Raw genomic sequence first — 23,894 nt, 5'->3', positions numbered from 1 at the left:
TGTTCCCGCCGCAGCCCGGACCTCGGCCGTGCGACCGGACCGACTAGTCTCACCGGGTGCCCCGCCGCCGTGCCGTCCGCCTGACCGTGATCGTCGCCGCCGTCGTGGTCCTGATCCTCGCCGCGGGGTCCGCAGCGACCGTCTGGGTCGTCCGCCGCCCGCTCCCGCAGACGACGGGGACGATCGAGCTGCCGGGCCTGGACGCTGAGGTCGACGTCGTCCGGGACGATCAGGGAGTCCCGCAGATCACCGCCGACACCTCGGCCGACCTCTTCCGGGCGCAGGGCTTCGTGCACGCGCAGGACCGGTTCTTCGAGATGGACTACCGCCGGCACGTCACCGCCGGACGGCTGTCGGAGCTTGTCGGCGAGAACGAGGACGCGCTCGCCGCCGACAAGGTGATCCGGACCTTCGGCTGGCGCTCGGTCGCGGAGCAGGAGTGGCCGCTGCTCGAGGCGAGCACGCGGGATTACCTGACGGCCTACGCCGAGGGCGTGAACGCCTACCTGGACACGCGCAGCCCCGAGTCGCTCGCCGTCGAGTACACCGTGCTCGGGCTCCAGGTCGAGGTCGAGCAGCCCGAGGCGTGGGACCCGATCGACTCCCTCGCGTGGCTCAAGGCGATGGCGTGGGACCTGCGGGGCAACTACGACAAGGAGCTCGCGCGCGCGACCAGCTACGCCGCGGTCCGCGACGTCGCCCGGATCGACGAGCTCTTCCCGGCCTACCCGCAGGACCTCAACGCACCGATCCTCAGCGAGCTCGCCACGGCCGAGGCGTCCGCCACAACCGACGCCGCCGCGACCGACGCCGCCCCGGCCAACGCGACCGAGACCTCCGCCGTCGACGCCGCGGCGGTCGACCTGGCCTCGAGCGCCCTCCAGGCCTCGGTGCAGGCAGCCGAGGACGCGCTCGCCGCCGTGCCGCACCTGCTCGGCGCGGGCGAGGGCATCGGCTCCAACTCGTGGGTCGTGGGGGGCGAGCACACCGCGTCGGGCAAGCCGCTGCTGGCCAACGACCCGCACCTCGACATCTCCGCGCCCGGCATCTGGGCCCAGGTCGGGCTGCACTGCCGCACCGTCACCGCCGACTGCCCGTTCGACGTCGCCGGCTTCTCCTTCGCGGGCTTCCCCGGCGTCGTCGTCGGCCACAACGACCAGCTCGCCTGGGGCATCACCAACCTCGGCGCCGACGTCACGGACTTCTTCATCGAGCGGATCGCGGGCGGGCAGTACCTCGTCGACGGCGAGCGGGTCGACCTGACGACCCGCACCGAGACCATCGAGGTCAACGGCGGCGACGACGTCGAGCTGACCGTCGAGTCGACCGGGCACGGCCCGATCATCTCGGGCGTGCTGACGGACACGAACTCCGCGCGCGTCTCTCCGCTGCCCGACGGCGCCCCGGCGGGCGTCTACGAGATCTCGCTCGGCTGGACCGCGCTCACGCCTGGGCGCACTGCCGACGCGGTGTTCGCGATGGACCTGGCGCACGACGCGGACGACATCGCCGCGGCCGCAGCCTCGTTCGACGTGCCCTCGCAGAACATCGTCTTCGCGACGACGGACGGCCACATCGGCTACCAGGCGCCCGGTCGCATCCCGGTCCGCGCGGCGGTCGAGGGCGGCCCCGTCCCGTCGAACGGGACCTGGCCGCGCCCGGGTTGGGACAGCCGGTACGACTGGCAGGGCTTCGTCGACGCGGCCGACATGCCCGCGGCGATCGACCCGCCGCAGGGGTACATCGTGGCCGCGAACCAGGCGGTGACGCCCGCGGGCGTCGGGCCGTTCCTCACCGCGGACTGGGACTACGGCTACCGCGCGCAGCGCATCGACGACCTGGTCGCCGAGCGTGTCGAGGCGGGCACGCCGATCGACACCGCGGCGATGTCCGAGATCGCGCTCGACGACGCCAACCCGTACGCGGAGGTGCTCGTGCCGACGCTCCTGGACATGCAGCTGGACTCGGACTTCGACCGCACGGGGCAGGACCTGCTGCGCGGCTGGGACGGGCGCTCCACGACCGACTCGGCCGCCGCCGTGTACTTCGCGGCCGTCTGGTCGAACCTGCTCGAGCTGACCTTCTGGGACGACCTGCCCGCGAACTCGCGCCCGGACGGCGGCAGCCGGTGGCTCGAGGTCGTGCGCGGGATGCTCGACCGGCCCGACGACCCGTGGTGGGACGACCGCACGACCGTCGGCGTCGTCGAGGGACGCAACGAGATCCTCACGCAGGCGCTCACGTCGGCCCGCAACGAGCTCACGGTCGAGCTCGGCAAGACCACGAGCGACTGGTCCTGGGGCAAGCTGCACGTCGCCGCCCCCCAGCACGCGGTGCTCGGGGGCGAGGCCGCCCCGGAGCTGGTCCGGCGCCTGGTGAACCCGACGCCGCGCGCCGTCGCGGGCGGGTCGTCCATCGTGAACGCGACCAGCTGGGACGCGGCGCAGGACAGCTACGCGGTGACATCCGCGCCGTCGATGCGGATGGTCGTCGATCTCGACGACCTCGACGCCTCGACATGGGTGACCCTCACCGGGTCCTCAGGGCACCCGGCCAGCTCGCACTACTCGGATCAGCTCGGCCCGTGGGCCGCGGGCGAGACGTTCGCCTGGCCGTTCACCGCGGGCGCCGTCGACGACGCCGCTCGCGACCGGCTCACGCTGCAGCCGGGGGCCTGAGCCAGCGCCATCCCTCGGGGGTCGCGACGGCGTCGACCAGGCGGTCGTGCCCCTGGCGGGGCAGCGGGCGCGAGCCGGCGTCGTACACCTCGCAGGCGTAGACCAGCGCGACGACGGGCGTGCCGGGCCGCGCGTGTTCGAGCGCGCGGTCGTACCACCCGCCGCCCTGCCCGAGGCGAGCGCCGGAGGTGTCCACGGCCAGCGCCGGGGCGATGACGACGTCGGCGTCGGCCAGGGCCTGCGCGCCGAGATGGGCGGTACCCGGCTCGGGCGGCCGGCCCGGGGCGCGCTGGCGAAGGTCGTCCGCGCCGCCGTAGGCGGCCCAGTCGCGCTGCAGCCCCGTGCCGAGCACCGGGAGGATGATGCGGACCCCGCGGCCGGCGAGGCGTTCGAGCAGCGGGCCGGTGCTCGGCTCGGTCGGGCGCGCGGCGTACACGGCGACGCAGCGGGCGTCGCGCAGCTCGGGAATCGTGTCGAGAACGTCGGCGAACGCCTGGCCCGCCTCCTGGCGGCGGCGCTCGGACCGGGACTGGCGCGCGCTGCGGATCGCGGCCCGCAACTCATCCTTTGCATCCTCGGCGTCGAGGACCCCGGCAAGGGCGGGGTAGGGCTGTGCAGCGGTGGTGCTCATGCCTCCAGTGTCGCCCATCTGGCGGGTGGGAGCGCGCCACGGACGGCTATTTGCTGCCCGAACAGCGCAACCTGTCGCCCGATCGCCCACTAATCTCGGGGCATGGCGATCCACAAAGCAGTCATCCCTGCGGCGGGCCTCGGTACCCGCTTCCTCCCTGCGACGAAGTCCACGCCGAAGGAGATGCTCCCGGTAGTCGACAAGCCAGCGATCCAGTACGTCGTCGAGGAGGCCGTGGCGGCCCATCTCAACGACGTCCTGTTCATCACCGGACGGAGCAAGCGCACGCTTGCCGACCACTTCGACGCCCAGCCCGAGCTCGAGGCGGCCCTCGAGGCCAAGGGCGACCTCGACCGGCTCGCGCTCGTGCGCGAGTCCACCGAGCTGGCCGACGTGCACTTCGTCCGCCAGGGCAAGCCCAAGGGCCTGGGGCACGCGGTGCTGTGCGCCAAGCATCACGTCGGCGACCAGGCGTTCGCCGTGCTGCTCGGCGACGACCTGATCGACGCCCGCGACCCGCTGCTGCCGGCCATGCTCGCGCTCCAGGAGCGCACCGGCGGCTCCGTCATCGCGCTGCTCGAGGTCGAGCCGGAGACGATCCACCTGTACGGCTGCGCGGCGGTCGAGCCGATCCCGGGCGGGGACGACGCCGACCAGGTGCGCGTCACCGCGCTCGTGGAGAAGCCCGACGCCGCCGATGCGCCGAGCAACCTCGCGATCATCGGGCGGTACGTGCTCAACCCCGCGGTGTTCGCCGTGCTCGAGGAGACGCCGCCCGGGCGCGGCGGGGAGATCCAGCTCACCGACGCCCTCGCGACGCTCGCCACTATGCCCGCCGACGAGGGCGGCGGCGTGTACGGCGTCGTCTTCCGGGGCCGGCGCTACGACACGGGCGACCGGCTCGACTACCTCAAGGCGGTCGTGAAGATCGCGGCCGACCGCGAGGACCTCGGTCCCGACTTCCGCGAGTGGCTTGCTGAGTACGTGCCGAGCCTGAAGGCGTGAAGTCGGTCCAGGACCAGCTCGCCGCAGTGCTCGACGCCGTCGGGCCGGTCGCGCCGCTCGACGTGGTGCTGGCCGACGCGGTCGGCGCCATCCTCGCCGAGGACGTCGTCGTCGCCCGGGACCTGCCGGCGCTGGCGCTCGCGGCCACGGACGGGTACGCGGTCGCGTCGGCCGACACCGAGCGGGCCGGTCCGGGGCTGCCGCTGTACCTGCCCGTCGTGCACGACGTCGTCGCGGGCGCCTCGGCACCGCTGCGCCTGGTCCCCGGTCAGGCCGTGCGCATCGCGTCGGGGGCGCCCCTGCCCGTCGGCGCGGACGCCGTGATCGCGCTCGCGGAGACCGACCGCGGCGCGGCCCGGGTGCTCGTGCCGCGGCCGGCGCTGGCGGGCGAGCAGGTCCGCCGGCGCGGCGTCGACGCGCGCGCCGGCGAGGTCGTGCTCGCCCGCGGGATCCGGCTCGGCGCGCGCCAGCTCGCGCTCGCGGCCGCGCTCGGTCGCGGGCGCCTCGTCGTGCACCCAACCCCGCGCGTCGTCGTGCTGTCGATCGGCGACGAGCTGGCCGAGCCCGGGGCGCCCGCGCGCGACGGCGTCGGTTACGACGCGAACGGGCCGGCGCTGACCAGCGCCGTCGAGGACGCGGGGGCGACCGCGATCCGGGTCGGTGTCGTCGGCGACGACCGCGTCGCGCTGCGCGAGACGATCGAGGACCAGCTCGTGCGGGCCGACCTCCTGATCACCACGGGCGGCCTGAGCGAGTCCGCGAACGACACGGTCCAGGACGTGCTCGGCCCGCTGGGCACCGTGCGGTTCGACCACGTCGCGATGACGCCCGCGCACCGGCAGGGGTTCGGCCAGGTGGGCGGGATCCGCGCCGCCGGCGGCGTGCCGATCTTCGCGCTGCCCGGGCATCCGGTCGCGGCGTACATCTCGTTCGAGGTGTTCGTCCGGCCGGCCCTGCGGGCGATCGCGGGGCGCGCGATGCTGTTCCGCCCGTCGGTCGCGGCCGTCTCGACGAGCGCGTGGCGCTCGCCGGGCGGGCTGCGCCAGTTCGTGCCCGCCATGCTCGTCGGCAGCCCGGACGAGGGCTACCAGGTCACCCCGGTCGGGGAGCCGGGCGAGCTGTCGATCGAGGCGCTCTCGCGGGCCAACGCGCTCGCGGTCGTGCCCGAGCAGGACGTCGCGGTGCACGCCGGGGACCGCGTCCACTGCCTCGTGCTGGAGGGCTGAGCGTGGCGACCGGGTGGCCCGTGACCCTCACGGACGGCGACGTGCGGCTGCGCCCGCTGCGCCGCCGGGACGGGCGGGCGTGGCTCGCGCTGCGCGCCGCCAACACGGAGTGGCTCGACCCCTGGGAGGCGTCCTCGCCCGCGAACGTGCCAGGGCCGCTGCCCACCTTCGGGGAGTTCGTCCGCGCGATGTCGGCGCAGGCCCGCGGGGGTTCCGCGCTGCCGTTCGCAGTGGACTACCGCGGCGAGCTCGTGGGCCAGCTCACCGTCTCGAGCATCGTGTACGGATCGCTGCGCTCGGCCGCCATCGGGTACTGGGTCTCGCAGCGCGTCGCCGGCCGGGGAATCATCCCGACCGCGACGGCGCTCGCGGGGGACCACTGCTTCCGCGTGCTCGGGCTGCACCGGCTCGAGATCAACATCCGCACCGAGAACGCGCCCAGCCTGCGCGTCGTGACCAAGCTCGGGTTCCGGGACGAGGGCGTCCGAGAGAGGTACCTGCACATCGCCGGCCAGTGGTGCGACCACCGGACGTTCGCGCTGACCGCCGAGGAGGTGCCCGAGGGGCTGCTCGCGCGCTGGCACGCGACCAACGCGGCCCGGGGCGGGTCGGGCGTAGCGCGCACCGAATGACAACGGTGTAGTTTCGCCGGCCGACACGCCGGACGGGCTCCGGCGTGGGTGCCGCTTGCTCGCCTACCGTCAGAGCGTGCGAGATCTAGCCGGCGTGGCCGCCCTCGCGGTGGCCCTGCTGTGGATCGCGTACCTGGTGCCGCATCGGTTGCGGCACCGGCAACAGCTACTCGAGTCGTGCGCCGAGGACAGGTACTCCGCGGCGTTGCGCGTGCTCGCGGTGGCCGACCCCGCGGGTCGGGCACGGCGGGCGGGCGAGGCCCGGGCGGAGTGCGGTCCGGGCAGCGAGAAGCGCTCGGTGCTGCTCACCGCCCGCCACGGGCCGGCGGCGCGGGGGTACGACGCAGCCGCGGCGAGGGGAGGCAGGATCGTGGATCGACCGCACGGAACTCAGGACAAGATCAGCGCCGACGCCGCGAGGCGAGCGGCTCAGCAGCGAGCCCAGCGGGCAGCGACCCTGGCGCGCCGCGGCGCGGCCGCTCGGCGTCGCGCGGCCCTGACCGTCGCGCTGCTCGCGATCAGCGCCGCGGCCTGGATCGTCGTCGGCGTCACGACCGTCGCCGTCGTCGCCGCCGTGGCCCCGAGCGTCGCGCTCGTCGGGGTGCTCGCGCTCGGCCGCCGCGCCGTGGTCCACGGCCACGCCGCCGACGCCGCGTGGGAGCGCCGCGCGCCCGTGCGCACCGGGGGCAGCCAGACCGCAGCCGTCGCCAGCACCGTGGGGGTCGTCGGCCGGGCCGCGCACCCGTCCGAGGCGCACACCGAGGTCATCGAGCGCATTCGGGACGCCGCCACCGCGCCCGAGCAGGGCGCGCCGTCGGCGGACAGCACGGCCGCCGGCACCGCCGCCGACGGATCGTCGGCCGACGACGCCGCTGGTGCCTCCGCGGCCTGGTCGCCGGTCCCGGTGCCTCGCCCCGTCTACACGACGAAGGCGGCCGCGCCGCGCCGCGAGCCGATCCCGCTCGTGCTCGACGAGCCCGAGCCCGCCGCCGCGACCAGCGCCGCGACGTCGTCGGACGAGGAGCAGGTGACCGGCGACGTCGGCCGGGCCGACCTGGAGGCGGTCGACGAGGGTGCCAACCCGACCCTCGATCTCGACGCGATCCTCGCCCGCCGCCGCACCGCCGGGTAGCGCAGAGCGCTGGTGCGCCGATGCGTCGTGGTCGGTGCTAATCTGTACACCGCTTGAGGGGCTGTGGCGCAGTTGGTAGCGCGCTTCGTTCGCAATGAAGAGGTCAGGGGTTCGAATCCCCTCAGCTCCACCAGCAAGTGAAGGCCCCTGGCCTGCGGAGACGCGGCCGGGGGCCTTTTTCTTCGCTGCTTCTGCATAGACGCAGGTCACGGCGAATCACCCCGGAATCACCCCCACCCTGCGGCGGGCGCTCAGCCACGGCGGGACTCGGGCTATGCGGGCTCGCTCAGCGCATGGGTAGCGGCGTCGTTGAGCAGCTGCATGGCGGACCGGTCGGCGGAGTCGCCGAGGTGGTGCAGGTAGCGCGCGGTGACCTCGATCGAGCCGTGCCCGAGCCGCGCCTGCACGGTCGTCAGGGCGACGCCCCGCAGAATCCACTCGCAGGCCGCGGTGTGCCGCAGGTCGTGCAGAGTGCGGCCGCGGCCGACCTCGCTCCAGCCGGTCGCCCGGACGAACATCGAGCGGTGCAGCTGCCCGCCACCGGGTCGGGTCAGCAGCAGGTCGTCCGGGCCCTTGCCCGCGGCGAATCGCCGGAGCGCGGGCACCAGCGCATCCGGCAACGGCACCCGCCGGCCCCGGCCCGACTTCGGGGCCTTGGCCGCGGTCGTCCCCTCCGGCTGGTTGCGGACGACGTTGAGCGCAGGCAGGGGCACCTCGACGAAGTCGCGGACCAGCATCGCCCTGGCCTCACCCCACCGGTGCCCGGTGCGCCCGAGGACCGACACGAGGTCGGCGTAGGTCTCGTTCGCCTCGGCGACATCGCTGACGACAGCCTCAAAGTCGTGCGCGGCAAGGGGGCGCATGACCTCCCGCGCACGACGATCCTTCGGCGGCGCCGCGGCCGTGACCGGGTTGGCGGCGATGTAGCCCTCGGACACGCACCACGCGAAGAACGACGACAGCGACCCACGGTGCCGCTGCACCGAGGTCGGCGCCAGCCCGCGCGCCAGCAGGCCGTCCTGCCACGCGACGATCGCGGCGGCGGTGACCTTGCCGACGTAGAGCTTGCGGAACCAGGTCGGCAGAACCGGCTCGGTCCCGGACCGGCCGGATCGCTGGCCCGGTGTGGGCAGCAGGTAGTGGTCGGTGTTCAGTGTCGTGCGACTAGGACGTGACGGTCGGGATCAAAGCTAAGCGACAGTTGGGCGGCGGTGCGGTGCTTCCAAGCATGGCGGTCGTCAGCGCCGGATCTAGCGCTGATCACGAACACGACCGCGGACGTCAGCGTTGCCGCGACGCCACCAAGCAGGCCAATGCTGGCGGCCAGGTCGTAGTTCGTCGTCGTGACCGTTTCGCCCGATGCCGTGGCCCAGGTGCACCGCTCGCCGACTGGAATCCAGGTGCGTTGTCCGTCGAGAGCGCCCTCACCGATTACCTGAGGATCTACGGGAGTTGGCGCGTCGAGGCAGACGAGCTCATGCGTGATCGCGGTCCATGACGTCACGGCAAGCAGCGCTGATCCTGCAAGAATTGCGGGGGACGCGAATATTCCGATCGTGGCGATGGTGGACCTGCGCATGATTCTTCCCTTCGCAATGACCCGAGAACCTACCGCGGCGGACGTCGCGGTTCGGCCAGGGATTTTTCGGGGACCTGCTCGTCGAATGGCACGACGACGGTGTCGACGGTCAACAGGCGCTTGAGGTGGCTGCCGCGGTCGTCGGGTATGTCGCCGAAGTGAATTACGCGAGATCGGCGGTCCGCTGTTCGTGGCAGTGATCGTGGCGTCAGATTCGTCCCGTGATGAGGAGAAACGCGACGATGAGGACTACCGGCACTAGCCCGATCAACAGGCTGCGCACGGGATGAGTGTCTGGCGTGCGTCGTGGGCCTTCACGGAAGCTGGGTCCAACAGAGCTCCCGTTGATTCCGGGCATTTGACCGAACGGCGTCTCTGACTCGTTCGGCTCGTCACGGCGTTTGGCGCCCATGTGATCTGCCTCCCCTCGATGTGAAGACCTGTCAAAACAACGATCTCATGATGCGCCGACGCCGAACGCGACACCGACACCGACACCGACACCGACACCGACACCGACACCGACACCGACACCGACACCGACACCGACACCGACACCGACACCGACACCGACACCGACGGCAACGTAGCGACAGTTACGTGATGCCATGACTACGGTGAAGACTTGCTTCTTGAGAGCAGGCGCCTTCAGCTGGCGTTTCCGGTCAGGGTGGTCTCGAAGAGGTCCGGCGCCGCGAGAACGCGTGGGTCGGTCGGCTCGACGCGTGTGACCCGTTCGGCCAAGGACACGAGTTGGTCGGGGTCTTCGCTGCCGCACAGCTGGTAGGCCAGTCCTGCACTGTCCCAGGCGATGCATCCACCCATGTCGGTGAACGAGATTGCGAGTCGGCCGTTGACCTGGGTGAAATTGATGACGTCGACGCCCCGGGCGGCGGCGGTCGCCACCGGCTCGGTTTCGTGTGTCACGTGCAGTCGGACGCCGGGGTCGTCAGTTCCGTCGCCGGGCTCGCCGTACTCCACGGCCCAGTTCAGGACGTTCGAGCGGTCCGTGGGCTCGGAGAGGGGTGCCTGTTCCCAGGGACTGGGGACGCTCGCCCCATCGACTGTGGTGCCGTCAAGGGTCAGGTTGTCGAGGATCGTGACGAGGGACGCCTGGTCGAGTCCGCTGGCCTGCGCGATCCAGCGGGTGCCGTCGGGCTCGACCCAGGTGAGCATGACGTTGCCGGGTAGGTGAAGGAGCTGTGCGGTGCTGTCTCGCATGGTGACGTTTTCCAGGCCTGTGTCGCCGGCGAACGGTTGCGCAACGTCAGACCACAATGTCAGTCCGCGCTTGGCGGGCGTCTGGGTGTACAGCGTCGCGGCGGGAACTGGCGGCGGGCACACGAGTTGGTCGCTGCTCACGTCGATTCCCCGCACCGGCAGCCCGGTGCTATCGGCGGGTAACCAGGACGACAGGGCGGCGACCTGGGTGCTGGTGGTCCACTGCTCGCGGGTGAAGCGCGTCGTGAAGTTGTCCCCTTGGCGGCAATCGCCGTCGGCCCCGTCGGCGGCGTCGGCGCGGGCAACGCCCAAGAACGAGGCCGCCTGCACGCGGTTGGCACCATCGTCATCCTGAGGGATGACCACTCCGCCCACCACCAAGGCAGCCGCCACCACTCCGACGGACAGGCCGGCGCGGGTCCGGCGGCGCCCCTGGCGAATCACGCTGGCGCGTCGGTGCACCTGATCGACCGGTGGCGCGCTGTGGTCAGCCACCTCCGAGAGCGAGAGCAGCGGGTCGCTGTCGTTCGTCCATGAATCGTGTGCGCTGTGGTGGTTCATCGGTCCCCCCAGGAGATGGTGGTCGAGAGCTGGGTTGCGAGCTGGGCGCGGGCGCGCGAGAGCGTGGTGGCGACCGTTCCGCGGGAAACGTTCATGGCCGCCGCGACCTCGGTCTCGGTGAGATCAGCGATGTAGCGCAAAGCGATGGCGGTGCGTGCGCGTGGGGCGAGGTCGGCTACGGCCCGCCACACGGCTGTGTCCGGCAGTTCGGGCTGGTAGACCGGCTCTGAACGGGTCCGGCGCAGGTGGCGTTGCTCCAGCACGGTGCGTCGCCAGGCTCGTCGCACCTGGTTCAACGCGGTCGTGTAGACCCACCCGGTGGGTGAATCCATCGCCCGGACACGTGACCAGTGCACGACGGCCAACGCGAAGGCTTCACCAACGGCTTCCTCACCGAGCCCCACGTCACCGGTAGCCAGGACCATCGCCTGCCGCACACGCGGATACTCGCGGCGATACCAGTCGTCGAAGTCGACCCCGCTGACTGGCGCACCTCGACTGTTGCTCACGACCTACTAAGCATCCAGGACCCAAATGTGTTGACACGCCACCCGGTCATCCCGCACGCGTCATCCATTCAGCCCCGGCCCCGCCGCCCTCGACGCGGCGATCGGGGGGTTCGCGCCACTAGGGCGAGCAGACGGAAGCTCGCGAGACTGATCGTGGCCGGTAGCTACGCGATTGAGCGACAGGTAGGTCGTGCGCGCCATCGACTCCGGACTCACGCGACTCGCACACCGCCCGTCGTCGTTGTTCTCGCGGTAACGGTGAGGCAAGGGTTTGACTCAGAGCCCGGTCGCGGCCTGCATCGCGTCGTTGTAGCGGGCTCCCACGACGCCGATGCGTGCGGCCGCGTCGCCGAGCGAGGTGATGTCGGCCGGGGTCAGGTCGAGGCGGGTGGCCCCGATGTTCTCGTCGAGGCGGGACAGTCGGCGGGTGCCGGGGATGGGTACGAGGGCAGGGCGCTGGGCGAGCAGCCACGCGAGGGCGACTTGCGCCGGTGTCGCGTTGTGCGCGGCGGCGACCCGCCCGACGAGATCGATCAGGGCCTGGTTGGCAACCCGGTTCTCCTCGGTGAATCGAGGAATCGTGGTGCGGATGTCCCCTGGCGTGAACTCAGTCGACGCGGCAACGGTCCCGGTGAGGAATCCCTTCCCGAGTGGGCTGAAGGGCACCAGGCCGATGCCGAGCTCGTCGAGCAAGGGCAGGATCTCTGCTTCGACGTCGCGGGTCCACAGCGAGTACTCGCTCTGCAGCGCGGTCACCGGGTGAACCGCGTGCGCGCGCCGGATCGTTCCCGCACCAGCTTCGGACAACCCGAAGTGGGCAACCTTGCCAGCGGTCACGAGTTCGGCAACGGCTCCGGCGACATCTTCGATCGGGACCTGCGGGTCGACGCGGTGCTGGTAGAACAGGTCGATCCGGTCTGTGCGCAGCCGTCGGAGGCAGGCGTCGGCGACCCGGCGGATCTGTTCCGGGCGGCTGTTCTGGCCAACCGACGTGCCGTCGCGAATGTCTGCGCCGAACTTCGTGGCGATGACGACCTGCTCACGCACGGGCTCGAGCGCTTCGCCGACGAGTTCCTCGTTGACATACGGACCGTAAACCTCGGCGGTGTCGAAAAAGGTGATGCCTCGCTCGACGGCACCGCGCAAGACCGCGATCATTTCGTCGCGGCCGCCGGGGTTCGGCCCGTAGCTCTGACTCATCCCCATGCAACCCAGGCCGAGCGCCGACACCCGCAGGCCCTGTCCTAGTGTCCGGATCTCCATGACCCCTCCTCCTGCACTCGCCCTTCAACGCAGCCGCCCCGCCCACCCTCGACCGCGGTTCCTAGCCACGCTATCGGCGGTCCGTTACCGCGGCGAGAGCGTCCGAAGGCAACAATCGGCCGACCCTCGTCGACGTGGTCCACCTGGAAGTCGAGGCGCGCCGGCACACCGCATCGCCCCACACGACCCTTACAGACATCGTGCAACGACAGTCAACGTGCGTTCCGTCGGAACTTAGGCCGGGCAGGCGCGCGAGGCGGGATGGGCCCGGCGGGCAGATCGGCGGGGCAAGTAGCGCTGGGAGGGCATGGACTGCCGACGGACGTGTAGTGGCCGGACGAGAGACTTAGCCGCGGTCGGCGTTGACCCGTCGCTCCTAGAGTGGCACAGCTTGCACCGCGACGGCAGCCGCGCTGAGCAGGGCGAGCACTGCGGCGCCGGCCCACGCGGAGAGCCGGTCGCCAGCGCGAAGATGGGCGATCACGGCGCCGAGCAGGAGCAGGACGAGTCCGGCGGCTGCTGCGAGACCAAGAGGTGTCCACGCCAGTCCGAGGAGCAGCCCGGCCGAGGCCGCGATCTCGGCGACGCCGATGGTGCGGTAGCGCGTCAGCGCCATGCCGAGGTGGGCGGCCTCGCCGGCCACGGCGGGCCGACCGACGGCCTTGCGTCCGCCGCTGTAGAGGAAGACGAGGGCGAGCAGGATGTTGAGGCTGGTCGTGGCGAGAGTCACTGGCCATCTCCTTGGGCGTAGCGGGAGAAGTGGGGGTCGTAGCCGAGTCGGCGGGCGAGCCGGACGCCGGCGGCCGTCAGTCTGCTTTGCATTCCGTGCGGAATTCCTGTGACCCAGCTACCCGCCGCCGCGAACAGCAGCGCCATCTGGAGAGGGTCCTTCGGCAGGCCGCGCGATGTCGTACGCCCGTCGTTGGCGAGCCCAAAACCTGCTCGGATCCCGAGCTCGTAGGCCTGACCCGGGTCGGCCCGAAAGCCGAAGACGGCCAGTCGGTCGGAGGAGTTGTAATAGCGGTGCGGTACGCCGCGAGGAACACGGACGGATTCCCCGGGTCGCAGCACCAGGCCGCGGCGGGAGCCCAGGTCCATCGTCAGCTCGCCTTCCAACGCTGTGAATGTCTCGTCGAAATCGAGGTGGTAGTGCCGTGGGGGGCCTGGCTCTCGGGCCGGGATCTGCACCCGCGACTCCACGGACCCGTCGGCGCTCTCGTCGAAGGCCACCACGAAGGTCACCGTGACCCCCATGTCCGGACTGCTGACCGTGCGCCGGAGACCAGTGGAGGCCCGGTCGCTGAGATCCGGGCTCACGGGAGAAGCACGATCTTGCCGTGAGTGTGTCGGCGGGCAAGGGCGCGGTAAGCGTTCTGGACATCGTTGAGGCTAAAGGTCGCAGCGATCGGGACCTCCACCGCCCCGGTGGCCGCGAGCTGGGCCATCTCGGCCAGGTTGTCTGAGGCGGCAACATCCGCAGCACCCTGGAAGGACACTCCGAGCCGGCGCACGGCTTCGTAGTCCGCGACCGTGTTGATCCGGCTCGCTGAGACGCCCAGCGACATGGCGAGGTCGACGTACCCGGTGCCAAAGGTGTCGACAAAGGCCGAGAGTCTGCCGCCTGCCGCATCAAGGACGCGCTTGGCCTGGCCGTCGCCGTAGGCGACCGGGATGACCCCATGAGACCGCAACCACTCGTGGTTGTCGACGCCCGCCAATCCGATCACAGTGGCGCCGGTCCGACGCGCCAACTGCACCGCGATCGCTCCGACGCCGCCTGCCGCGGCCGAGACGGCAACGCTCTCACCCGGCTTCGGATCGACCGCGCGTACTGATGCGAGCGCGGCCATCGGGGCGATGAACAGCGACCCGGCCACCGCCCAGGAGAGCCCGTCAGGTTTGGGCACCAGCTGACTGGCAGGGACCGCCACGAGCTCGGCGTGACTGGCCCGGCCGTTCGTCCAGCCGAGCACAGGTTGGCCGACAGCGAACCTTCCTGCGCTGTCTCCGGCATCGACGACCTCACCGGCAAGGTCGCTGCCCTGGCCGGACGGAAAGGTCGTCGGCCACATCTGCTCAGCGAGGCCTTGGCGGATGTAGACCTCCCCTGGGTTGATCGCGGCCGCCCGGACGCGGACCAGAACCTGCCCATGGCCGGGTACCGGGTCCTCCACATCGCGGACCTGCAGCACTCCCTCATCTCCGAACCGGTCGAACTGCACTGCTCGCATGACGCTCCTCCTCGTACCGGATTAAGTATCCGCAGCCTATCAGGAAAACGGATTAGTGATCCGGTTGCTACTGTTAGCCGGTGTCGAACCCACCGCAAGAGCAGCTGAACGCGGCGAGCCCACAGCAGCGGTCTGACGCCCGACGCAACCGCGCCAAAGTGCTCGCAGCGGCCCGAGACCTCGCCGCCGACGGCGACCTGGGCCTGCCGTTCAATGTGATTGCCCGGCGCGCGGGGGTTGGCGTTGGCACCGTCTACCGCCAGTTTGCGAACCCGGCAGCACTGCTCGAGGCGCTCATCCTTGATCGACTAGAGATGTTGGTCAGGGAAACGGTGGCCGTCGTGGCCGAGGAACACGACCCCGGTATCGCCCTACGACGGGTCCTGCAGGCCGCCTTCCACGCCCTGCTTGCCGACCCAGCACTGGCAACAGTTCTCGCCTCACCCCGATTCGAGTACCCCGAAACCACAAAGCTCGGCGCAGCCCTGGCCGCCACAGTGACGGATCTGCTGACGAAAGCCCGTGCTACGAGGCAGGTTCGGCCAGATGTGAGCGCCGACGACCTCCGCCGCTTGTTGTCCGGCGTCCACCATGCAGTACGTGCCGGGGAGGCCTCACCCGAACTCGCCGACCGCTACCTTCACGTCCTCCTAGACGGCCTCGCACCAGGTTGAGCACACCGCCCGCGCGTTCGATCTGGCCGTTCGGGATGACCCGCTCAGCTCCAACCAGGGCGCGGGCGGGTTGTTGAGGGTGGCGGCGAGTTCCCGGAGCGTGCAAGCGCCGAGTTCGCCGTCGACCAGGCGGTGATCGACGGCGAGAGCGCTGCGTGCCAAATGGCGGGTAGCCACGGTCGCAACGCCTCACATGATCCGGCGCAGGGCGGCCAGAGATGTGGCTAGCAGCTCGCCTCGCAGGTCTTTCAGTCGCGCCAGTCGTCGCGGACCGACGCGTGTTCCTCTTCGGTCAGTTGCACCGCGGCTGCCCGTTCCAGCGTCGACACCGCTTTCGTCTCGTCGCCCAGCCGCCCGACCATGTCGCCGCGCAGGATCAGGAGGCATACGAGCTGGGCCGGTGTCGGTTGCTCGTCTTCGGGCCAGAGCACCCGATCGATGATCTTCGCCGCGACTGTCAGCGCGTGCGACACCTTCCGACGTGCGTCGGTCTGTTCGCGGTGCGCGGGGTGCCGAACGCGGCGCTCACGCACAGCCGCGACCGCCACCGGGTCGAGATCCCCGACACCGGCGCCCTGCGCGGCGACCTCCTTGTCGCATTGACCGGCATGGGCGCGGCCGGCGCTGCGTTCCGCGCTATCGCCGCGGCCACCGCCCTCCTGTCGCCATTCCAGCCAGGCGGGCAGGTATGACATCGGGCCGGCGGCGCGGGACGTCGGCGACGACGGCGATAGCGTCCCGCAAGCAGCGAGGGCCAGAAGTGCCGGCGGGGCGAGGACTGTCACGAAGCGCACAGTGGGGCGCGGGATGCGAGCAGCATGGCAGTGGTTTGACCAGCGGGTCCGCAGTCTCGGTGAGCGTGGCGGCGCCCGCCGTCACAAAGCGACAGTTGAGCCGCGTCGCTGCTGAGCGGCTTGGGGTGCCACACATCTTCTGGGGCGCATCGGAAATCGTCAGCACCCGCGCCGCATTCGGTATCTCCAATGCCTATTGACCACTTCAGAAAAACGTCTTTGGCACGACCCGAGAGGCGTGAACCCGGGTGAGGAGGTCAAACGCTTGGGTCGGCGCCCCTCCGGGTCTCACCTTTTGCCCCCCAAGGCCTGAGCGGGAGAGCGCAAACTTGGGAGCCCATCGGCGCGGGCGGACGTTGCGGTTGTGGCTTGTTGCGGTTGGCGTCGCGGTGCTGGCTAGCGGTCGACGCGAGCGCCGCCGCCGCCAGCCAGCTTGAGGACCTCCGCCTTGGTGACCATCGTGGTGTCGCCGGGGGTGGTCATCGCGAGCGCGCCGTGCGCAGCCCCGTACTCGACGGCCGTCTGGAGCGGCTCGCCCTCGAGGAGACCGTAGATCAGGCCGGACGCGAACGAGTCGCCGCCGCCCACGCGGTCGAGGATCTCGAGCCGCTCGCGGTGCGTCGCCTGCACGACGCCGGTCTCGGGCGACCACGCGAGCGCGCCCCAGTCGTTGATCGACGCCGACCGCACGGTCCGCATCGTCGTGCCGATGACCTTGAAGTTCGGGTACGCGGCCGCGGCGGTCTCGATCATCTTCGCGAACTTGTCGACCTCGAGCTCAGCGAGCGACGCGTCCCCACCCTCGACCTCGAACCCGAGGCTGGCGGTGAAGTCCTCCTCGTTGCCGATCATCACGTCGATGTACTTAGCGATCTCGCGGTTGACCGACTGCGCCTTCTCCAGGCCGCCGATGGCCTTCCACAGGCTCGGGCGGTAGTTCAGGTCGTACGACACGACCGTGCCGTACTTCTTCGCGGCCGTCACGGCCTCCACCACTGTGTCCGCTGCGGACTCGCTCAGCGCGGCGAAGATGCCACCGGTGTGCAGCCAGCGCACGCCCAGCTCGCCGAACAGGTGGTCCCAGTCGACGTCGCCCGGCTTCATCTGCGACACGGCGGTGTTGCCCCGGTCGGAGACGCCGACGGCGCCGCGCACTCCGAAGCCGCGCTCGGTGAAGTTGAGCCCGTTGCGCACGCCGCGGCCGATGCCGTCGTACGGGACCCACTGGATGAAGGACGTGTCGAGCCCGCCGGTGAGGATGAGGTCCTCGACCAGCCGGCCGATCTCGTTGTCGGCGAGCGCCGTGACGACGGCGCCGCGAAGCCCGAAGGCCCGGCGCAGCCCGCGCGCGACGTTGTACTCGCCGCCGCCCTCCCAGGCGCGGAAGGACCGCGCCGTGCGGATGCGCCCCTCACCCGGGTCGAGGCGCAGCATGACCTCGCCAAGCGAGACGGCGTCGTACCGGCACTCGGCCGCGGGCCGGATGTCCAGAGCGTTGCTGGTCGTCATGGTCACGCCCCCGCGGTCAGCGAGGCGGCGAGCGCGACGGCCTCGGCCGTGAGCGCGGTGATCCCGGCGAAGTCACCGGCAGTGACCAGGTCACGCGGGCACATCCACGACCCGCCGACGGCGGCGACGGTCGGGATCGCGAGGTAGTCGCCGAGGTTCTTGGGGCCGACGCCGCCCGTAGGCACGAAGCTGACGTGGCCGAATGGCGCGGTGAGCGCCTTGATCGCCGGCGCGCCGCCGGACGTGCCGGCGGGGAAGAACTTGACGGTCGTCAGGCCGAGCTCGAGCGCGGCCTGGACCTCGGTCGCGGTGACCGCGCCGGGGAGCGCGAGCACGCCGTGCTCCTGGCAGCGCTCGACGACCGCGCGGCTGAGCCCGGGAGACACGATGTAGCTCGCGCCGGCGGCGACAGCCTTGTCGACCTGCTCGACGGTGCGCACGGTGCCGGCACCCACGAGGATGTCGCCTCGGCCGGCCATCGCCCGGATCGAGTCCTCCGCAGCGGCGGTGCGGAACGTCACCTCGGCGACGGGCAGGCCACCGGCGACCAGCGCCCCGGCGAGGGCATCGGCATCGGCCGCGTCATCGAGAACGACAACCGGAACGAGGCGCGCGGCGCGCAGGGCGGAAAGAGTGTCCATGAGATCTCCAATGCATAGGTACTGGATAGGCCGTCAAATACAGCGAGAGTTGTCCGTGGTGGCGCGACTAGCGGTCCGAGGCGTGCGCGGGCATCTTGAACGAGCCCTTGCGCCAACATCGGCGGAGTTGCGACTACTGAACGGGTGCTCAGTCGGCGAGCGTCAGGCGTTGTAGTTGACGGCGTCCCAGACTCCGAGGAGATACTGGATGCCGAGTGCGCGGTCGTACAGCCCGTAGCCAGGTCGCGGTTTGCGGGTGGTGTTTTCGTCCCAGAGGTGTCGGCCGTGGTCGGGGCGGATGTACCCGGTGTACCCGGCGTTGGCGTAGGCGGTCATGATTCCCACGGTGTCGACGTCGCCTTCGTTCGCTCGATGGCCGACCTCGGAGAAGTCCCCGTTCGGGAAGTGCTTGAGGTTGCGCACGTGAGAGAAGTGGATGCGGTCCATGAACGTCGTCACCGCGTCGACCGCGTCGTGCTCGGGATTGGCCGAGAACGATCCCAGGCAAAGCGTCAGCCCGTTGTAGGGGCTGTCGTTGAGCGACAGCACGGTGGCTAGGTCGTCCTTGTTCGAGACGACGCGGGGCCAGCCGAACAGGTCAAAGGGCGGGTCGTCGGGGTGGACGCCCATCTTGACGTCGTACTCCTCGCAGGTGGGGATGATCGCGTCGAGGAAGTACTTGTAGTTGACGTACATGTCTGCGTGGGTCACCCCCTCATAGGCCGCGTTGAGCTCGCTGAAGCTCGCGAGCCGCTCGGGCTCCCAGCCGGGCAAGGTCAGCCCGCCCGAGTTGGCTTCCATGTCAGCGATGAGCCTTTCCGGCGACAACTGGTCTACGACGGCCTTCTCGTAGAACAGTGCGGTGGACCCGTCGGGCAACGGGTGCCAGAGGTCGGTGCGGAGCCAGTCGAAGACCGGCATGAAGTTGTAGCAGATCACCCTTACGCCGGCGCGCCCGAGCCGCTCGATCGTGGTGATGTAGTTGGCGATCGCCTCGTCGCGGCTGAGCCCGAGCACGGTCTTGCCCAGCTTGATCGACTCATGCACGTTGACCGACTCCACCACGGTGGCGTCGAAGGTCTTGGTGACGCCGCGCGCGGCCGCCTCCGCGGGGATCGTGGTGATCGCGGCGATCTCCGCCGCGATCTCCGCGGTCTCCCACACCTCGCCCGCCTGCTTCTGGTGCAGGCTCCATACGATCGTCTCGACCCCGGGGATCTGCCGGATCTCGTCGAGTGTGACGGTGTCGTTTCCGTCGCCGTACCAGCGAAAGCCCATCTTCATGGTGGTTCCTCCTCGTTCGGGGCCAAACCCGCCGCGACGACGCAGTCAGGTGGTGTCGGTATGGGTCAGTCAAGACCGAGGTCGGTGACGGCGAGTGCGACGGCATGGCCGACTACGGCTGCGACCAGGCCGGTGTGCGTGCCGGCGCCGGCCGGCAGCACGCCGGGCAATGCCACGAGTGCGGTCGCCACGCCTGGGATGTCGTCGAGGCCCACTTCTCGCACGACGCTGCTCAGCCGCTCCGCACCTGCCGGGTCCCCGAGCTCGGCGCCGTCGCGGACGGCGCGCCGGACGAACTCGCTCCAGGCGGCGAGGCCGTACGCGACACCCTGCGGCACGCGGCCGCGTTCGAGGTTCCACGTCGCTGCGACGCCCCAGCGGAACGGGATCTTCTGCGTGCCGTCGGTAGAGACCTGCCGTGTGGTGTGACCGGTCGCCGGGTTCGCGAATCGGCGCATCAGCTCGTCGCCGTATGCCCGCAGGTCCGCGCCGTCGGGCGCGGCGAGTGTCGGGAGCGCGTCGTCAAACATGAACGCCCGGGCGTGCTCCGCGATCGCCGGGTCGGTCACGGCCTCGGCGAGCGTGGTGTGCCCGGCGAGGCGGCCTGCATAGGCGAGCAGGGAGTGCGTTCCGTTGAGCAGGCGCAGCTTCGCGTCCTCCCACGGGACGACGTCGTCGGTCAGTTCCGCACCGACCAACTCCCAGGCCGGGCGCGGACCGGCGAAGTTATCCTCGATGACCCACTGGGTGAAGGGTTCGGCGATGATCGCTCCCTCGTCGCGAGCCCCGATCACGCCCGCCACCTTGTCGAGGACCTCTGGGGTGGTGGCGGGGGTGATCCGGTCAACCATCGACCCCGGGAACGTCACGGACCCGGAGAGCCAGTTGCGCAGCAACTCACCAGCGGCGCCCGGCAACGCGACGTCAAGGAACTCATCGACAACGGCCTTGAGCACCTTGCCGTTGTCGGGCATGTTGTCGCACGAGAGCACCGTCAGCGGGTAACCGCCGGCGCGGCGCCTCGCGGCCAGCCCGCGCACGAGCAACCCCACGGCGGTAGCGGCCGGTGAGGCCGCCGACACGTCGCCCGAGCCGGCAGACTCCTCGGCCGCGAGGGCCCGAATGTCGGGGTCGGCCTGATCGGTGTCCAGGTGCCCGTCGGGCCGGCGGGTGTACCCCTTTTCCGTGACCGTCAGCGTGATCAGGTGGGTGGTAGGCGCGGTCATAGCGCCAAGCAACCGGGGGGTTTCCTTGCCCGGGTAAGCCACGTCGACCACGGAACCGACCACGCGTGCCGACTCCACGACGTTCCCTTCAGCGTCGAGACCGACCGAGAGCACGGTGTACCACCCGCCTTGCGGGCGCACCGCGTCGACCAGCTGCGGCGTCCGCTCGACGTCCCCGAGGATGCCCCAGCGCAGGTCACCGGTAGCGGCCATCGCGTCCTCGGTGTAGACCGCCTGGTGCCCTCGATGGAAGGCACCCCAGCCCAGGTGCACTATCCCGACCCCCTCGGGTATCGCGCGAGGCAGCGTCACCCCTTCCGAGAGGTGAAGACCCTCGCCTAGGCGGCGCAGTTCGGCAACCGGCCTCGTAGCCATCATGTTCCTTTCATCGTCCGGGCATAGTCCGGGCATCCTTCGGGCATGGTCGGGCAGTGGGGCGTCCGGACGGCGCAGCGCCGTCCGGACGCCCGAACCAAATCAGTTCAGACGGAGCATCACTTTGCTGCTACCGGTGCTGCGGTCCGCTGCCACGCGCATGGCTTCGGCTGCGTCCTCGATCCCGAAGGTGTGGGTCATGAGCGGGCCGACGTCGAGCCCGGCCGCCAGGGCGGCGATGGCGTCGTCGATCTCCTCGGAGAACCGGTAGGAGCCGATCCAGCTGATCTCGCGACTGATCAAGTCGCCCAGCACCGCGGTGATCTCGCTACCGGGCAAGTTGCCGACCTGGACCAGGGTGCCGCCCTTCGCGGTGGCGTGCAGGACCGCACCGAGGGTCGCGGGAACGCCCGATGCCTCGAAGACCAGCTCGACGTCCGACGGCAGTTGGCGGCCGGACACGTTGACGATCTGGTCGGCACCCATGGCCCGGGCGACTCCGAGGGAGGACTCCGATACGTCCGCGGCAATGACTGTGGCCGCGCCTGCGAACTTGGCCGCCGCAACGATCAAGGCTCCGATCGGACCACAGCCGTTGACGAGCACGGTGCGACCGGCGACGTCGACACGCTGGACGGCGTGGATCGCCACCGCGAGGGGCTCGGCAACGGCGCCGTCCTTGGTTGGCACCTTCTCCGGCAGCCGTCTGATCTGGTCAGCCCGCACGGCCTTGAGCTGGCAGAAGCCACCATCGGTATGCGGGTCGAAGCCCGCGGAGCCGAAGTACCGCACCGCCGGGTACAAGTTGGTGCGGCCGACGAGCCGTGGCGGCATGATGCCGTCCCCGACCAGTTGCGCCGGTTGAAAAGTCACCCGCTGCCCCGCCTCGAGATCTGTCACGTCCGAGGCCACCTCGACGATTCGGCCCGCGACTTCGTGCCCGAGAACCATCGGGCGCTTGAGCACGGCCGTGCCCGAGCGGCCATGGCGCCAGTAGGCCAGATCCGATCCACAGATCCCGCCCCATTCCATCTCGACGAGCACCTCGCCCGGTGCTGCACTGGGGTCGGGCAGGTCGTCGACCCGGAGGTCGCCGGTGCCGTGCACCACGACGGCCTTCATACTGCATCCTCCAGCCGAACCAGGTCACGGCCGCGCACCTCAGGCGAGACGAACGCCGAGACGAGGGTGATCAGGCTGTAGCCGACGAGCATCGCGGCGATCGGCCACCACGAGCCGGTCACGGCAGTCAGCGTCGCGGCCAGGAGCGGGCCGATGGCAGTGGCGAGGATCCCGCCGATCTCCTTGGCCAGGGCCAGCTGGGTGAAACGAGTCCGTGCTCCGAACAGCTCGGCCATCGTGACGCTCTCCAACGAGAACAGACCCAGCACCGCGAGGTTGTGCAGCAGGATCATCGAAATGGTCAAGGCGACCGGGTTGCCCTGCTGGATGAGGTTCAGCAGCGGAAAGGCGAGAATCGCCGAGACAAGCGTGAGGACCATGTACACCGGCCGCCGGCCAAACCGGTCACCGAGAAGGCCCACGATCGGAACGGTCGCGAAGCCGATGATGGAGCTGTAGAGAATCGCGTTTGTCGCGATGCTGCGGTCAAGCAGCATCGTGGTGGCGATGTAGCCGATGAGGAACGTCTGGATCAGACCGGAGTTGCCCGCTTGCCCGAACCGCAGGCCGAGGGCGATGAAGAAGGCCTTGCCCTTGCGCTGGTGCAGGGCAGCCTCGAGCGCGCTGGCCTCTTCAGGCTTTGCGGCTGCGGCCTTGAGCTCGTCGTGAGTCAATGCGATGCCTTCGTCGGTCAGGTCGGCGCGGCTCTCGAAGACCGGGCTCTCCTTGAGGTGGGTCCGGATCCAGATCGCGAAGATCATCAGCACGAAGCTGAACAGGAACGGGATGCGCCAGCCCCAGCTGAGCAGTTGCTCTTCGGAGAGCGTCGCGAGCAGCACAGCCCAGATGCCCGTTGCGGCAAGGGTGCCCGTGTTGGTGCCGAGGCTGACGAGCGACGCGATCACACCACGCTTCTTCGGCGGCGCGTACTCGGCGAGCATTACCGTCGCGCCGGCGATCTCAGCGCCCGCGCCGAAGCCCTGGATCAGGCGGAGGAGGACCAATAGCGCGGGCGCGAGCAGCCCCACCTGGGCGTAGGTCGGGAGCACCCCGATGAGGGTGGTCGAGGCGCCCATCAGAGTGATGGTGATGAACAGGACCTTCTTTCGGCCGATGCGGTCTCCCATGCGCCCGAAGTAGATCGCCCCCGCGAGCCTGGCGACGTAGCCGACGCCGTAGGTTCCCATCGCCGCGATGAGTCCGACTGCCGGCGAGACTTCGGGGAAGAAGATCTGGTTGAAGACGATTGCCGCGGCGAGGGAGTACAGCTGGAAGTCCATGAACTCCATGGCTGTGCCTGCCCATCCGGAGATGGCCGCTCGTTTCAGGTCGCCCGAGGTTCGTTCGACCTCAGCCGAGATCGCGGCCGGCCTGTGCTCTTGCACCATCGTGTGCTCCTTTGCCTGATGAGTGAATCGTGTCCGGTTTGCTCTCAGGGGCGTCCTTCGAGCGGTCGTGTGTGCGCAGAAGCGCTGTGTGCCCAGTACGAGGAGAGGTGAGCTGAGCCGCGCTCACGCCTGCGACCTGGGCTGCGATAAGAACCGTGTCAGCCTGGCCACCGATGGCCAACCCGTGCGGTACAACGCTTGCATACAAGCGCA

General features: G+C 70.2%; 22 protein-coding genes and 1 tRNA gene. 7 read left to right on the top strand and 16 right to left on the bottom strand.

Annotation, left to right across the window (positions count from 1 at the left end; genetic code table 11):
- Positions 1-56: 56 nt before the first annotated feature.
- A complete protein-coding gene (locus tag J4E96_RS16880; protein WP_227423211.1) occupies positions 57-2,678 on the top strand; it encodes a penicillin acylase family protein in 2,622 nt (873 codons plus the stop codon).
- Here J4E96_RS16880 and J4E96_RS16875 read toward each other — a convergent pair.
- Entirely contained in the window at positions 2,656-3,309 is a 654-nt protein-coding gene (locus tag J4E96_RS16875) for a 5-formyltetrahydrofolate cyclo-ligase (RefSeq protein WP_227423210.1), read from the bottom strand. The genes J4E96_RS16880 and J4E96_RS16875 overlap by 23 nt on opposite strands.
- 102 nt (positions 3,310-3,411) lie before the next feature.
- On the opposite strand from J4E96_RS16875, the gene J4E96_RS16870 reads away from it, so the two are divergent.
- From J4E96_RS16870 to J4E96_RS16850, 5 genes are all read left to right on the top strand, one after another.
- A complete protein-coding gene (locus J4E96_RS16870) occupies positions 3,412-4,314 on the top strand; it encodes a UTP--glucose-1-phosphate uridylyltransferase (RefSeq protein ID WP_227423209.1) in 903 nt (300 codons plus the stop codon).
- Positions 4,311-5,540: a molybdopterin molybdotransferase MoeA gene (locus J4E96_RS16865; protein WP_227423208.1), complete on the top strand. Its 1,230-nt coding sequence runs from the start codon at positions 4,311-4,313 to the stop codon at positions 5,538-5,540. Before J4E96_RS16870 ends, J4E96_RS16865 begins: the two co-directional genes overlap by 4 nt.
- Positions 5,541-5,542: 2 nt before the next feature.
- Positions 5,543-6,172, top strand: a complete 630-nt coding sequence (locus J4E96_RS16860; RefSeq protein WP_227423207.1) for a GNAT family N-acetyltransferase — start codon at positions 5,543-5,545, stop codon at positions 6,170-6,172.
- 76 nt (positions 6,173-6,248) lie between these two features.
- The gene (locus J4E96_RS16855; RefSeq protein WP_227423206.1) at positions 6,249-7,304 is read left to right on the top strand and encodes a hypothetical protein; all 1,056 of its coding nucleotides are present in this window, start codon (positions 6,249-6,251) and stop codon (positions 7,302-7,304) included.
- Between the two features lie 57 nt (positions 7,305-7,361).
- Positions 7,362-7,437: transfer RNA gene (locus tag J4E96_RS16850), tRNA-Ala, on the top strand.
- Positions 7,438-7,576: 139 nt separating this feature from the next.
- Here J4E96_RS16850 and J4E96_RS16845 read toward each other — a convergent pair.
- The 8 genes from J4E96_RS16845 to J4E96_RS16810 form a co-directional block, all read right to left on the bottom strand.
- Positions 7,577-8,287 carry a tyrosine-type recombinase/integrase gene (locus J4E96_RS16845; protein WP_227423205.1) on the bottom strand — a complete coding sequence of 237 codons (711 nt, stop codon included), beginning with the start codon at positions 8,285-8,287 and terminating at the stop codon, positions 7,577-7,579.
- Positions 8,288-8,454: 167 nt separating this feature from the next.
- Positions 8,455-8,883 (bottom strand): hypothetical protein, encoded by a 429-nt coding sequence (locus J4E96_RS16840; RefSeq protein ID WP_227423204.1) that lies wholly within the window; start codon positions 8,881-8,883, stop codon positions 8,455-8,457.
- 648 nt (positions 8,884-9,531) lie between these two features.
- Positions 9,532-10,665 carry a hypothetical protein gene (locus tag J4E96_RS16835; protein WP_227423203.1) on the bottom strand — a complete coding sequence of 378 codons (1,134 nt, stop codon included), beginning with the start codon at positions 10,663-10,665 and terminating at the stop codon, positions 9,532-9,534.
- A complete protein-coding gene (locus tag J4E96_RS16830; RefSeq protein ID WP_227423202.1) occupies positions 10,662-11,174 on the bottom strand; it encodes an RNA polymerase sigma factor in 513 nt (170 codons plus the stop codon). The genes J4E96_RS16835 and J4E96_RS16830 overlap by 4 nt, the downstream gene beginning before the upstream one ends.
- Before the next feature lie 276 nt (positions 11,175-11,450).
- A complete protein-coding gene (locus J4E96_RS16825; RefSeq protein ID WP_227423201.1) occupies positions 11,451-12,437 on the bottom strand; it encodes an aldo/keto reductase in 987 nt (328 codons plus the stop codon).
- 376 nt (positions 12,438-12,813) lie between these two features.
- On the bottom strand, positions 12,814-13,167 hold the full coding sequence (locus tag J4E96_RS16820) for a DoxX family protein (protein WP_227423200.1): 354 nt from the start codon (positions 13,165-13,167) through the stop codon (positions 12,814-12,816).
- A complete protein-coding gene (locus J4E96_RS16815) occupies positions 13,164-13,754 on the bottom strand; it encodes a cupin domain-containing protein (RefSeq protein ID WP_227423199.1) in 591 nt (196 codons plus the stop codon). The genes J4E96_RS16820 and J4E96_RS16815 overlap by 4 nt, the downstream gene beginning before the upstream one ends.
- Positions 13,751-14,668, bottom strand: coding sequence for an NADP-dependent oxidoreductase (locus J4E96_RS16810; protein ID WP_227423198.1), 918 nt, complete (start codon positions 14,666-14,668; stop codon positions 13,751-13,753). Before J4E96_RS16810 ends, J4E96_RS16815 begins: the two co-directional genes overlap by 4 nt.
- 80 nt (positions 14,669-14,748) lie before the next feature.
- Here J4E96_RS16810 and J4E96_RS16805 point away from each other — a divergent pair, with 80 nt between their 5' ends.
- Entirely contained in the window at positions 14,749-15,342 is a 594-nt protein-coding gene (locus tag J4E96_RS16805) for a TetR/AcrR family transcriptional regulator (protein WP_227423197.1), read from the top strand.
- A gap of 248 nt (positions 15,343-15,590) precedes the next feature.
- Here the strand turns inward: J4E96_RS16805 and J4E96_RS16800 are convergent, their stop codons facing one another.
- From J4E96_RS16800 to J4E96_RS16770, 7 genes are all read right to left on the bottom strand, one after another.
- The gene (locus tag J4E96_RS16800; RefSeq protein WP_227423196.1) at positions 15,591-16,127 is read right to left on the bottom strand and encodes a hypothetical protein; all 537 of its coding nucleotides are present in this window, start codon (positions 16,125-16,127) and stop codon (positions 15,591-15,593) included.
- A 405-nt stretch (positions 16,128-16,532) separates the two neighbouring features.
- Complete coding sequence (locus tag J4E96_RS16795) at positions 16,533-17,645, bottom strand: sugar kinase (RefSeq protein WP_227423195.1); 1,113 nt, start codon at positions 17,643-17,645, stop codon at positions 16,533-16,535.
- Between the two features lie 2 nt (positions 17,646-17,647).
- Positions 17,648-18,286 (bottom strand): bifunctional 4-hydroxy-2-oxoglutarate aldolase/2-dehydro-3-deoxy-phosphogluconate aldolase, encoded by a 639-nt coding sequence (gene eda / locus J4E96_RS16790; RefSeq protein ID WP_227423194.1) that lies wholly within the window; start codon positions 18,284-18,286, stop codon positions 17,648-17,650.
- Between the two features lie 162 nt (positions 18,287-18,448).
- A complete protein-coding gene (locus J4E96_RS16785; protein WP_227423193.1) occupies positions 18,449-19,570 on the bottom strand; it encodes a mannonate dehydratase in 1,122 nt (373 codons plus the stop codon).
- Positions 19,571-19,635: 65 nt separating this feature from the next.
- Positions 19,636-21,171 carry a mannitol dehydrogenase family protein gene (locus J4E96_RS16780; protein WP_227423192.1) on the bottom strand — a complete coding sequence of 512 codons (1,536 nt, stop codon included), beginning with the start codon at positions 21,169-21,171 and terminating at the stop codon, positions 19,636-19,638.
- 102 nt (positions 21,172-21,273) lie between these two features.
- The gene (locus J4E96_RS16775) at positions 21,274-22,293 is read right to left on the bottom strand and encodes an L-idonate 5-dehydrogenase (protein WP_227423191.1); all 1,020 of its coding nucleotides are present in this window, start codon (positions 22,291-22,293) and stop codon (positions 21,274-21,276) included.
- Positions 22,290-23,681 (bottom strand): MFS transporter, encoded by a 1,392-nt coding sequence (locus J4E96_RS16770; protein WP_227423190.1) that lies wholly within the window; start codon positions 23,679-23,681, stop codon positions 22,290-22,292. Before J4E96_RS16770 ends, J4E96_RS16775 begins: the two co-directional genes overlap by 4 nt.
- Positions 23,682-23,894: the final 213 nt, after the last annotated feature.

Source organism: Pengzhenrongella sicca, from assembly GCF_017569225.1.
GTDB lineage: Bacteria > Actinomycetota > Actinomycetes > Actinomycetales > Cellulomonadaceae > Pengzhenrongella > Pengzhenrongella sicca.
This window is presented reverse-complemented; position numbering and strand designations above follow the sequence as displayed.